Below are 11,015 nucleotides of genomic sequence, written 5' to 3'. Positions count from 1 at the left end.
ACGTTCACGATGCAAACGAACAACACGAAGGGGTGCTGCGCACGGCCCACGCGACGGCGAACGCCGTCCCCGCAAGGGCATATACCAGGGGCTTGCGCAGCCGCGGGCGGATGAACGTCATCATGTGCCTGCCTCCTCCGGGTCGAACATCTTGTCCACCGTCAGGTCAAAGAACCGCGCGATCGCGAACGCCAGCGGCAGCGACGGCAAGTAGCGGCCGCTCTCAATGGAGATCACCGTCTGGCGTGACACGCCCAACGCCGCCCCTAGCTCAGCCTGCGACATCTCCCGCTGGGTGCGCTGCTCCCGGACCTGATTCCGCATGATGTCAAGGTACCTTTACTTCGCTGACTATGTCAAGCACCCTTTACACGACCGCGGACGCTGGTGCCGGGGCCGTGGCTCAAAGACCTGAGTTGGCTCACGATTCTGGATTGCCGGGTGCGTCTCTGCCGACTCGGCTCTCCCCGTGCTCTGCTGGCTCGTGCTTGCCCTGGCTGCACCAGTCGCCACGGGTCAGCTTGTAGGCGAAGTCCCCGTGTTCAGCGCCGGGCATCAGGTCAGCGTCCGGGTAGCAGAACGTCCTGACCCGGCGCATCCCGCAGTTCTCAACCACCCGCCACGAGCCGATGCTGGCGGCCATCGTGGTCGCCACGACCCGGTCCAGGTGCAGGCGCTCGACGTTGACGGGCTCTCACCAGGGAAACTGGCTGACGATGCGGTCGGGATAATCGACTCGGCTATTTGCGCAGTGGCCTGAAGCCCGCGCGGACCTCTTCCGAAAAGAGTCGCGGCTGTTCCCAGGCGGCGAAGTGCCCGCCCTTGTCTACCTCGTTGAAGTAGATGAGGTTGTGATACGCACGCTCTGCCCAGCTCCGCGGGGCCTGGTAGTTCTCGCCGGGAAAGACGCTGACGGCAGCCGGGACGGAGACGTCGGCGTCGTTGTAGAGGCTGTGCTTATTTTCCCAGTAGAGGCGGGCCGACGAAACCGCCGTGCTTGTCAGCCAGTAGAGCGTGATGTTGTCCAGGACATCGTCTCGGGTGAGGTCGCCTGCGGGGTGCCCATGGCTGGTGTATCCGAGCACGGCGGAGGTGACCGGCGGCGCTGGCTGGCCCCAGCCGTCACCGTGGTCAAGGAGCCAGGCGGCTAGGCCGACGGGTGAATCCGCCAGTCCGTACAGCGTTTGCGGGCGCGTCCCCATGAAGCCGGCGTAGGCGCGTCGCCTCGTATACAAGATGTTCAGCTGCTCGTATGCGCGTCTTTCGTCGTCTGACAGGCCTGGTGGCGGCGGGTCGCCGGCCTGGAGCGCCTTGGCGACGTCAGGCGGAACCGTGGCTGGGAAGTTGACGTGGATGCCGAGCAATTCCGGAGGTGCCTGGTGCCCCATCACGTTCGTGATAGCCCCGCCCCAGTCGCCGCCTTGGGACACAAATTGCGTGTATCCGAGGCGCTCCATCAGCACTACCCAGGCACGGGCGATGCGGGCGGGGTCCCAGCCGGTAGCGGTCGGCTTGCCGGAGAACCCGTAGCCCGGCATTGACGGGATCACTAGATGGAAAGCATCCGATGCGCTCGCGCCATGTGCCGTGGGATTGGTGAGCGGGCCGATGATCTTCAGCTGCTCGATGACCGATCCGGGCCACCCGTGCGTGACGATGAGCGGCAATGCGTTTTCGTGGTCCGAGCGGACGTGAATGAAATGAATGTCTAGCCCATCGATCTCGGTCATGAACTGCGGCAGGGCGTTCAGCTTCGCCTCGCACTTGCGCCAATCGTAATCTGCGGCCCAATAGCGCGCCAGTTCCTGCATGATCGCGAGGGGCACGCCTTGCGAATCATCGGTGACCGTTTCCCGTTCCGGCCACTTTGCCGCGTTTATGCGGCTGCGCAGATCGGTAAGCTCTGCTTCCGGAACATTCACATGAAACGGACGAACAGCCGTCTTATCATTGGCTGCCTGCTGTGCGCCTTCAGCCATAGCTTCGGACCTCCTGCGAAACCGGTGATGGCGCTCAGGGAGTGGGCGGGGATAGCCAGCGTTCCATGCAGTTGAGGAGTTCCTCGATGTCGATCGGCTTGGTGATGTAGTCGCTGGCGCCGGCGTCGATGCTCTTCTCGCGGTCGCCCTGCATGGCGCGGGCAGTGACGGTGATGACGGGCAGGCTGGCGTACTCGGGCATCTTGCGGATCGCGCGGGTGGTCTCGTAGCCATCCATCCGCGGCATCATCACGTCCATCAGCACCAGGTCGATGTCGCCGGCGCCCAGCGCGGCGATGGCCTTCCTCCCGTCGGTCGCCTGGACGACCGTCATGCCGTGCATTTCCAGCACGTCGGCCAGCACGAAGGCGTTGCGGGGGTCGTCGTCGACGACGAGGATCCGGTGCCCGGTCAGTCCGGCGTGCGCCCGCGCGGCGGGAACCGGGCGGACGTCGGCCACGGTCGCGGCCGACGACTGCACGGCGGGCCGGGCGGCTGCCTGCACGGTGGCCCCCTGGGATGGCGTCGCGGCGCGGGTCCCGCCGAGCACGGCCAGCGGGAGGCGGAGGCTGAAGGTGCTGCCCACGCCGAGCTCGCTGCGCACCGTGACCTCGCCGCCGAGCCGGGCGGCGACCTCCCGGCAGATGGCCAGGCCCAGGCCGGTGCCGCCATAGCGCCGGCTGGTGGTCCCGTCGGCCTGCTGGAAGGGGGAGAAGATACTGCCGAGGTTGTCGCGGCCGATGCCGATGCCGGTATCGGTCACCGAGAACACCACCCACGACCCCGTGTCCGCGCCCGCCTGCCCAGGCCCCGCCGTGTCGATGTGCAGCTCGACGCGGCCGTGGTCGGTGAACTTGACCGCGTTGGACAGCAGGTTGTAGAGGATCTGGCGGAGCCGCTGCTTGTCGGTCTCGAGCACGGCGGGCACGCCGGGCGCCGTGGTGATCATGAACCGCAGCCGCTTTTCCTCGGTCAGCGGGCCGAACACGCCGCGCAGGTCCTCGACGAGCCCGGCGAGCGCGAACCGCTCCGGGGTGATCTCCATCTTCCCCGCTTCGACCTTGGTCAGGTCCAGGATGTCGTTGATCAGCCGCAGCAGGTCAGAGCCCGAGGAGTGGATGATCGTGGCGTACTCGACCTGCTTGGCGGTGAGGTTGCCCTCCAGGTTCTGCGCGAGCAGCCTGGCGAGCACGAGCAGGCTGTTCAGCGGGGTGCGCAGCTCGTGGGACATGTTCGCGAGGAACTGTGACTTGTACCGCGACGCCAGGTCCAGCTCCCCCGCCTTGTCGGCGAGCTCGGCGTTGGACCGCTGCAGTTCCTGCTGCCTGGCCTGCAGCTCCGCGGTCAGCCGCTGCGACTGCTCGAGCAGCGCGTCGGTGCGGGCGTTGGCGATCATCGTGTTGACGTTGACCCCGATGGTGTCCATCAGCTGCTCGAGGAACTCGCGGTGCACCTGGGTGAACGGCCACAGCGAGCCGGCCTCGATGACGCCGAGCACCTGGTCCTCGAACACGATCGGCACGATCATCACATTGACCGGGCGCGTCTCGCCGATCGCCGAGGAGATGCGGACGTAACTTCCGGGGACCTGGTCCAGCACGATCGGCTTCCTGGTCTTGGCGACCTGGCCGATCAGCGAGTGACCGAGCAGCACTGCGGCCGGCGTGTCGCCGTCGAGCCCGTACCCGGCGATCAGGCGCAGCCGGGTCCGCGCCTCGCCGGGCTCGGCGAGGAAGAACGCGCCGTGCTGCCCGCCGACCATCGGGATGAGCTCGTCCATGATCAGCTCGGCGACGTCCGCCAGGTCGCGCTGACCCTGCATCAGGCCGGCGATCCGCGCCAGGTTGGTCTGCAGCCAGCCTTGCTGCTGGTTGGCCTCGGTGGTCTCGCGCAGCGACAGGACCATCGTGTTGATGTTGTCCTTGAGCTCGGCGACCTCGCCGCTGGCCTCGACCGCGATCGACCTGGTCAGGTCGCCGGTCGCGACCGCGCTTGTCACCTCGGAGATCGCCCGGACCTGCCTGGTGAGGTTCCCGGCGAGCTCGTTCACGTTCTGCGTCAGCCGCTTCCAGGTACCCGAAACGCCTTCGACCTCGGCCTGGCCGCCGAGGCGGCCTTCGCGGCCGACCTCCCTGGCCACCCGGGTGACTTCGGCGGCGAACGCCGATAGCTGGTCGACCATCGTGTTGATGGTGGTCTTCAGCTCGAGGATCTCGCCCCGCGCGTCGACGTCGATCTTCTTGGTCAGGTCGCCTTGCGCGACGGCGGTCGTGACCTGGGCGATGTTGCGGACCTGGCTGGTCAGGTTGTTGGCCATCGAGTTGACGTTGTCGGTCAGGTCCTTCCAGGTCCCGGCCACGTTCGGCACGGTCGCCTGGCCGCCAAGCCGGCCGTCGGTGCCCACCTCGCGGGCCACCCTGGTGACCTCACCGGCGAACGCCGACAGCGTGTCCACCATCCCGTTGATGGTCCCGGCCAGGGCGGCGACCTCGCCCTTGGCTTCGACGGTGATCTTCTGGCTCAGGTCGCCGCGCGCCACCGCCGTGGCCACCTGGGCGATCGACCGGACCTGCGCGGTGAGGTTAGACGCCATGACGTTCACGTTGTCGGTCAGGTCTTCCCAGGTGCCGGACACGCCCTGGACGATGGCCTGGCCGCCGAGCTTGCCCTGGGTGCCCACGTCACGGGCGACCCTGGTGACCTCGCCGGCGAAGGACGACAGCTGGTCGACCATCGTGTTGATGGTCTCCTTCAGCTCGAGGATCTCCCCGCGCGCGTCGACGCGGATCTTCTGGCTCAGGTCGCCCTTGGCGACGGCGGTGGTGACCTGAGCGATCGAGCGGACCTGCGCGGTCAGGTTGGCCGCCATCACGTTGACCGACTCGGTCAGGTCCTTCCAGGTGCCGGACACGCCCTGCACGTCGGCCTGGCCGCCGAGGCGGCCCTCGGTGCCCACCTCGCGGGCGACCCTGGTGACCTCGCCGGCGAAGTCGGACAGCGTGTCGACCATCGTGTTGATGGTGTTCTTGAGCTCCAGGATCTCCCCGCGGGCATCCACCGTGATCTTCTGGCTCAGGTCGCCCTTGGCCACGGCCGTGGCGACCTGGGCGATCGACCGTACCTGGACGGTGAGGTTGCCGGCCATGAAGTTGACCGAGTCGGTCAGGTCCCGCCACGTCCCGCCCACGCCCGGCACCTGCGCCTGGCCGCCGAGCCGGCCCTCGGTGCCCACCTCGCGCGCCATCCTGGTGACCTCGCCGGCGAACGCGGACAGCTGGTCCACCATGGTGTTAACGGTGTTCTTGAGCTCCAGGATCTCCCCGCGGGCGTCCACCGTGATCTTCTGGCTCAGGTCGCCCTTGGCGACGGCGGTGGTGACCTGGGCGATGTTGCGGACCTGGCTGGTCAGGTTGCCCGCCATGAAGTTGACCGAGTCGGTCAGGTCCCGCCACGTCCCGCCCACGCCCGGCACCTCGGCCTGGCCGCCGAGCCGGCCGTCGGTGCCCACCTCGCGGGCCACCCGGGTGACCTCGCCGGCGAACGCCGACAGCGTGTCCACCATCCCGTTGATGGTCTCGGCGAGCGTCGCGACCTCGCCCTTGGCCTCGACGGAGATCTTCTGGCTCAGGTCGCCGCGCGCCACCGCGGTGGTCACCTGGGCGATGTTGCGGACCTGGCTGGTCAGGTTGCCCGCCATGCCGTTGACCGAATCGGTCAGGTCCTTCCAGGTGCCCGCGACCGCGGGGACCTGGGCCTGGCCGCCGAGCTTGCCGTCGATGCCGACCTCGCGGGCCACCCGCGTCACCTCGGAGGTGAACACGGACAGTTGCTCGTTCATCCCGTTGAAGACGGCGGCGATCTCGTTCATCAGCGGGTCCTGGCCGTCAGGCAGCCGGGTGCTGAAATCGCCGCCGCGCACCGCGCTCAGTCCGGCGAGCAGCTGCTGCATCTGCTCCTGCTGTCTGGCCTGCGTCGCAGTCGCCATGCCGTCATCACCTTCCACTTTGCGCGGTATAGCGCGGAGTGGGTTCAATGATGCCACGGGCGCGCAGGCGAGCCCGCGTTGTCAGCTGTGCCGGATCTCGCGGGCACCGACATCGCCGGGCCTGTCACCGCCTAACCTACGGGAATGTCGTCCCCCGGCCTGTCGCTGCTGACGCTCAACATCGGCAACCCGTCCCCGGACCGCGCCCGGCGGCAGCTGGCCTGGCTTGTCCGGCGTGAGGAGGATGTCCTGGTCCTCACCGAGACGAAGGCCAGCGCGGGGTGCCGGCTGCTCGCCGAGGAATTCACCGCCGCCGGCTACGCGGTGCACTATCCGCGGCCCGGTCCCGGCGAGTACGGCACGATGATCGTCAGCACCGTGCCCGCGGCGCCGGACGGCGGGTTCGGTGACCGGGTCGGGTACCTGCCGTCCCGGGCCGCGGCGGTCATCCTGCCCGCGCCGGCCGGGGCGCTGCGGGTCATCGGCCTGTACGTGCCGGCCAGGGACGCCAGCGCCGGCAAGACCGAACGCAAGCGCAAATGGCTGGCTGCCTGCGACACCGCGCTCGCCGCCGCCGTCACAGAGATGCCCGCGATCGTGCTCGGCGACCTGAACGTCCTCGAGCCGGACCACTGGCCCCGCTACCCGTTCTTCGCCCCGTTCGAGTACGACTTCTACCGCACTCTGGCCGAGGCGCAGCGGCTGACCGACGTGTTCCGCTACCTGCACCCGGACGAGGCCGAATACAGCTGGTTCGGCCGGATCGGCGACGGCTACAGGTATGACCACGCGTTCTGCAGCCAGTCCCTCAGCGGCTACATCACCAGCTGCGATTACCTGCACCAGCCACGTGAGGACATGCTCTCGGACCACTCGGCCCTCACGATGCGGCTGGCCATCATCCCGCCGGCGCCGCTGCCGCCCGCGTGACGGCCGGGACGAATTGGCTGCCCTACGCCAGTACGCCCCTCAGTTCCGCCAGTGACTCGCGGAAGATGCCTGGCAGGTCCGGCTGGCCTGGCGCGCTGACCCAGCGTGCGAAGGCGACCTTGAAGACGGCGACCCCCGTCTCGGCGGCCAGGCTCGCGCCCGGCTCGGGAACACCGCGGTCCCGGAGCGCGCTGGCCACCGCGGACGCGAGCGCCGCGAGCTTGATCAGCTCGCGCTCCCGTAGCTCCGCGTTCGCGGACACGATCGCGTCGCGCAGCCTGACCCGTTCCGGGTTTTCCTGCAGCATGGCGGCCGCGGCTTCGAATGCCGCGCCCACCAGGTCCATCGCCGTCGCCGCGGCCGGCGCGTCGGCGACCGCGCGGGCCAGCAGGTCCCGCAGCCGTTCCATGCCGTAGAACAGGACCTCGCGCTTGTCGGCGAAATGCCGGAAGAACGTCCGCTCGGTCAATCCGGCCCGTGCGGCGATCTCCGCGACCGTGGTCTGCTCGAACCCGTGCTCGGCGTAGAGCTCCATCGCTGCCTTCGCCAGGCGGCCGCGCGCGTCCGGCTCCCATCGACCCATGGCATGATGCTACGTGATGACAGTGACTGGCATCAGCATGCTACGCTGATGACAGCGACTGACATCAGGAGGTTTCTCATGCGGGTATTCGTCACCGGCGCGTCCGGCTGGATCGGTTCGGCCGTCGTCCCCGAGCTCCTCGGCGCGGGTCACCGGGTCCTCGGGCTCGCCAGGTCCGACGACTCGGCAGCCTCGATCGCCGCCGCCGGAGCCGAGGTGCTCCGCGGCGACCTGGACGACCTAGACACCCTGCGCGCCGGGGCCGCCGGCTCTGACGGGGTCATCCACCTCGCGTTCATCCACGACTTCACCGACATCGAGGCGTCGGTAACCGCCGACCGGCGCGCCATCGAGACGATGGGCGGCGTGCTCGAGGGCTCAGGAAAGCCCCTGGTCATCGCCTCGGGAACGCCCGCGTTGCCCGGGCACGTCGCGACCGAGCGCGACGAGTCCGCGCCAGGCTCGCCCGTGGCAGGCCGGATGGCGAACGCCAGGGCGGCTCTCGGCATGGCGGCGCGCGGGGTCCGGTCGTCGGTCGTAGGGCTGCCGAGGACGGTGCACGGCGACGGCGACCGGCACGGCTTCATCGCCCGCCTGGTCGGCATCGCCCGCGACACGGGCGTCTCCGGCTACGTCGGCGACGGGTCCAACCGCTGGCCCGCGGTGCACGTGCTGGACGCCGCGTACCTGTTCCGCCTCGCGGTGGAGCAGGCCCCGGCGGGATCGAGGCTGCACGCGGTCGGCGACGAGGGCGTGCCGATCCTGGACATCGCCGAAGTGATCAGCCGCCACCTGAACGTGCCGACGGCATCCGTCTCGGCCGGGGATCTCGGTTTTCTCGGGCAGGTCCTCTCTATCGACCAGCCGGCGTCCGCCGCGCTGACCCGCGAACTCCTCGGCTGGCGGCCGGTCCAGCCCGGCCTCATCGAGGACATGGACAAGGGCCACTACTTCGGCTAGCCTGCCTGGCTCACGCGATGCGCCGAGGACGGCTTTCACCCCCTGCGGGGGAGGCGCATCGGCAGCGCGCGCGACATTCTCGGCGTAGCCGAAACCCTTAGGAACGCAGGAGCAGGACATGACGACACAGGCCGCCTTCGCCCCCGAGGAATGGACAACGGTCCTCGAGGGGCCGCCGACCGCGGGCATGATCGTGATCACCGCGGCCCACGGGGGCACGTTCCGCGAAACCATCGCGATGTCGAAGGCCTATACCGAAGCACGCGCCGAGCACGGCGAAAGCGAGCTCCTCGACGAGATCGTGTCAGCGAAACCCAAGGTGGACCACACGCGGTATCACTCGCCAGAAGAGCTCAGGGACACCGGGCTCGGGCACATCCGTGACGCCATGACCTTGCTGCACAGCAAGGCGACCGCCGAGGAATGCGATGACTACCGGCACTTCGTCCTCGCCCTCGCCGACAAGGTCGCCGCCGCCCACCGGGAGCACGGGCAGGCAGTGAGCCCCGAAGAGACAGCGGCCATCGAGCAGATCACCGCGGCACTCGGCGCGGCCGGCTCTTGACCGGACCCACGGTCTGGGCCGGGTGAGAGCGGGGGAAGGCCGTGCTGGTCCTTGACCTGATGCTGGTCGGCCTCGCGGTCGCGGTCGACCCGCTGCCGCTGACGGCCTTCCTTGTCGTGCTGCCCTCCAAGCGAGGAGCGCGCAAAGGCGCGGCGTTCGTGTTCGGCTGGCTAGTGTCCCTGGCCATTGTTGTCGCGGTCACGGTCACCGCTACCGGCAATGACCCGCCCAAGCCGGCCACGGCCCCGTCGCTGGCCGCGCTGGCGATCAAGATCGTGCTCGGCGTTGTCCTGGTCAGGATCGCCGTCCGGCACATCCGGGCCAGACGGCGGCCCATGCCGCCCAAGAAGCCGCCCAAGTGGCAGGCGCATGTGGACAGCATGTCCCCGTGGTTCGCCATGGCCCTGGCCCCGACGCTGCAGCCCTGGGTGCTGATCGGCCTGGGGGCGGCCACCGTGGTGGAGGCCAAGCTGACCAGCTGGCAGAGCTTCCTGGCGCTGGGCTTCTACTGCGTCCTGGCCTCGTCGTCCTACCTGGCCATGGAGATCTACGCCGTCGTCAGGCCCGCCCAGAGCCAGGAGCTGCTGGTCAAGTGCAAGACCTGGGTCGACTCCCACATCGACCAGGCGATCATCATAGGGAGCCTGTTCATCGGTCTCTGGTTCATCGCCGACAGCATCTACCTGATCATCAACTCATGAGCGGATGCCGGGGACTGGACGGCCGTCCTCCAGGTAGACGAATCTGCGGTGCCGCGACACGGCGCGCACCCGGCGCCGGATCGGGGGCCTGAGCAGCGCGAGCGCGGCATCCAGCGGGACCAGCCGGTACTCGGCGATCTCCTCCGGTTGCAGCCTGATCGCCGCCAGATCCGCGTCGTCGGCCGGCCCGCAGTCGAACAGGAACCGGATGCCGCCCGGGTGACCCGGACGGCCGGGACGGTAGTCGGTGCAGGCCAGCCGGCCGCTGTTTACCTCGATGCCGCACTCCTCGAGCACCTCCCGCCGGCACGCGTTCCACGGTGTCTCCCCGTCCGCTTCCATGACGCCGCCGGGGATCGTCCAGCCGGTCTTGTACGTCGGCTTGAGGATCAGCAGCCGCCGCGCCTGATCGAAGATCAGGGCGCCGGCGGACACCGGTATCGCCGGAAGCTCGGCAGCGACCACGTTCTGGTCATTCACACAGCCAGGATCCCATGCGGAGGGATGCCGAGGGAAAGGGCTAGCCCGGCGGCGAGCACCCGCCGCCGAGCCGCCCAGCCTGTCACGCCACCCGGAACTTCTCGGCGTCGGCGGCCTTGAGCGCCAAGCCGAGGCCCGGGCGGGCGGGGTCCGGGCGCAGCGCGCCGCCGTGCGGATCGAGAGCGCCGTCGAACAGCATCGACTCGATCCGGACGTGGTCGTGGAAGTACTCCAGGTGGCGCAGGTTCGGGACGGCCGCGCAGACGTGGGCGTGCAGGTTCGGCGCGCAGTGCGCGGAGACCTGCAGGCCGGAGGCGGCCGCCACGGCGCTGGCGCGCAAGAACTCGGTGATGCCGCCGCACCTGGTCACGTCGACCTGCAGGCAGTCGACGGCCTGCGCGCCCACCATGCGGGCGAAGTAGGCCAGGTCGTAGCCGTACTCCCCCGCGGTGACGTCGGGCGCCACCTGGTCGCGGACCTCCCGCAGGCCGTCCAGGTCGTCGGAGCTCACGGGTTCCTCGAACCAGGTCACGTCGTGGCCGGCCATCGCGCGGGCCATCCGGACGGCCTGCTTGCGCGTGTAGCCGCCGTTGGCGTCCACGTACAGCTCGGCGTCCGGGCCGATCACCTGCCGGGCGAAGGCGATCCGCGCCAGGTCGCGGGTCTCGTCGGCGCCCCACGACTCGCCGATCTTGATCTTGACCCGGGGAATGCGCCACTCCCCCGTCCACTGCTCGAGCTGGGCGCGCGCCGCGGGCTCGTCGTAGGTGGTGAACCCGCCGCTGCCGTAGACCGGCACGGCGTCCCTGGCCTGGCCGAGGAGGCGGCTGAC

11 protein-coding genes are annotated in these 11,015 nt (G+C 69.1%); 4 read left to right on the top strand and 7 right to left on the bottom strand.

The genetic code is table 11. The features are described from left to right. Positions 1-120: 120 nt before the first annotated feature. From WA805_RS03430 to WA805_RS03415, 4 genes are all read right to left on the bottom strand, one after another. Positions 121-324, bottom strand: a complete 204-nt coding sequence (locus WA805_RS03430) for a helix-turn-helix transcriptional regulator (RefSeq protein WP_422286494.1) — start codon at positions 322-324, stop codon at positions 121-123. Between the two features lie 97 nt (positions 325-421). Beyond that, entirely contained in the window at positions 422-643 is a 222-nt protein-coding gene (locus tag WA805_RS03425; RefSeq protein WP_425241624.1) for a hypothetical protein, read from the bottom strand. A 97-nt stretch (positions 644-740) separates the two neighbouring features. After that, on the bottom strand, positions 741-1,979 hold the full coding sequence (locus WA805_RS03420; RefSeq protein WP_425241623.1) for an epoxide hydrolase family protein: 1,239 nt from the start codon (positions 1,977-1,979) through the stop codon (positions 741-743). A 34-nt stretch (positions 1,980-2,013) separates the two neighbouring features. Then, positions 2,014-5,964 (bottom strand): HAMP domain-containing protein, encoded by a 3,951-nt coding sequence (locus WA805_RS03415; RefSeq protein ID WP_425241622.1) that lies wholly within the window; start codon positions 5,962-5,964, stop codon positions 2,014-2,016. Positions 5,965-6,108: 144 nt separating this feature from the next. Here WA805_RS03415 and WA805_RS03410 point away from each other — a divergent pair, with 144 nt between their 5' ends. After that, the gene (locus WA805_RS03410; protein WP_422271923.1) at positions 6,109-6,894 is read left to right on the top strand and encodes an endonuclease/exonuclease/phosphatase family protein; all 786 of its coding nucleotides are present in this window, start codon (positions 6,109-6,111) and stop codon (positions 6,892-6,894) included. A 22-nt stretch (positions 6,895-6,916) separates the two neighbouring features. Here the strand turns inward: WA805_RS03410 and WA805_RS03405 are convergent, their stop codons facing one another. Continuing rightward, positions 6,917-7,477 (bottom strand): TetR/AcrR family transcriptional regulator, encoded by a 561-nt coding sequence (locus WA805_RS03405; RefSeq protein WP_422271921.1) that lies wholly within the window; start codon positions 7,475-7,477, stop codon positions 6,917-6,919. A gap of 48 nt (positions 7,478-7,525) precedes the next feature. On the opposite strand from WA805_RS03405, the gene WA805_RS03400 reads away from it, so the two are divergent. The 3 genes from WA805_RS03400 (at position 7,526) to WA805_RS03390 (ending at position 9,703) form a co-directional block, all read left to right on the top strand. Beyond that, positions 7,526-8,437 (top strand): SDR family oxidoreductase, encoded by a 912-nt coding sequence (locus WA805_RS03400; RefSeq protein WP_425241621.1) that lies wholly within the window; start codon positions 7,526-7,528, stop codon positions 8,435-8,437. A gap of 118 nt (positions 8,438-8,555) precedes the next feature. Beyond that, positions 8,556-9,002 carry a hypothetical protein gene (locus WA805_RS03395; RefSeq protein ID WP_422278433.1) on the top strand — a complete coding sequence of 149 codons (447 nt, stop codon included), beginning with the start codon at positions 8,556-8,558 and terminating at the stop codon, positions 9,000-9,002. 41 nt (positions 9,003-9,043) lie between these two features. Further along, on the top strand, positions 9,044-9,703 hold the full coding sequence (locus WA805_RS03390; protein WP_424561207.1) for a GAP family protein: 660 nt from the start codon (positions 9,044-9,046) through the stop codon (positions 9,701-9,703). Here WA805_RS03390 and WA805_RS03385 read toward each other — a convergent pair. Together WA805_RS03385 and WA805_RS03380 are read right to left on the bottom strand one after the other, a co-directional pair. After that, complete coding sequence (locus WA805_RS03385) at positions 9,698-10,183, bottom strand: NUDIX domain-containing protein (RefSeq protein ID WP_425241620.1); 486 nt, start codon at positions 10,181-10,183, stop codon at positions 9,698-9,700. The genes WA805_RS03390 and WA805_RS03385 overlap by 6 nt on opposite strands. Positions 10,184-10,265: 82 nt before the next feature. Next, on the bottom strand, positions 10,266-11,015 hold a 750-nt coding region (locus tag WA805_RS03380; RefSeq protein ID WP_422286126.1), incomplete at its 5' end, for an enolase C-terminal domain-like protein.

Origin of the sequence: Trebonia sp. (assembly GCF_049794275.1) — a bacterium.
Taxonomy (GTDB): domain Bacteria; phylum Actinomycetota; class Actinomycetes; order Streptosporangiales; family Streptosporangiaceae; genus Trebonia.
This window is presented reverse-complemented; position numbering and strand designations above follow the sequence as displayed.

Excerpts from the sequence above, each read along its gene's own strand:
- WA805_RS03430 (WP_422286494.1), bottom strand. The coding sequence starts at position 324 with ATGCGGAATCAGGTCCGGGAGCAGCGCACCCAGCGGGAGATGTCGCAG.
- WA805_RS03425 (WP_425241624.1), bottom strand. The coding sequence starts at position 643 with ATGGCCGCCAGCATCGGCTCGTGGCGGGTGGTTGAGAACTGCGGGATG.
- WA805_RS03420 (WP_425241623.1), bottom strand. The coding sequence starts at position 1,979 with ATGGCTGAAGGCGCACAGCAGGCAGCCAATGATAAGACGGCTGTTCGT.
- WA805_RS03415 (WP_425241622.1), bottom strand. The coding sequence starts at position 5,964 with ATGGCGACTGCGACGCAGGCCAGACAGCAGGAGCAGATGCAGCAGCTG.
- WA805_RS03410 (WP_422271923.1), top strand. The coding sequence starts at position 6,109 with ATGTCGTCCCCCGGCCTGTCGCTGCTGACGCTCAACATCGGCAACCCG.
- WA805_RS03405 (WP_422271921.1), bottom strand. The coding sequence starts at position 7,477 with ATGGGTCGATGGGAGCCGGACGCGCGCGGCCGCCTGGCGAAGGCAGCG.
- WA805_RS03400 (WP_425241621.1), top strand. The coding sequence starts at position 7,526 with ATGACAGCGACTGACATCAGGAGGTTTCTCATGCGGGTATTCGTCACC.
- WA805_RS03395 (WP_422278433.1), top strand. The coding sequence starts at position 8,556 with ATGACGACACAGGCCGCCTTCGCCCCCGAGGAATGGACAACGGTCCTC.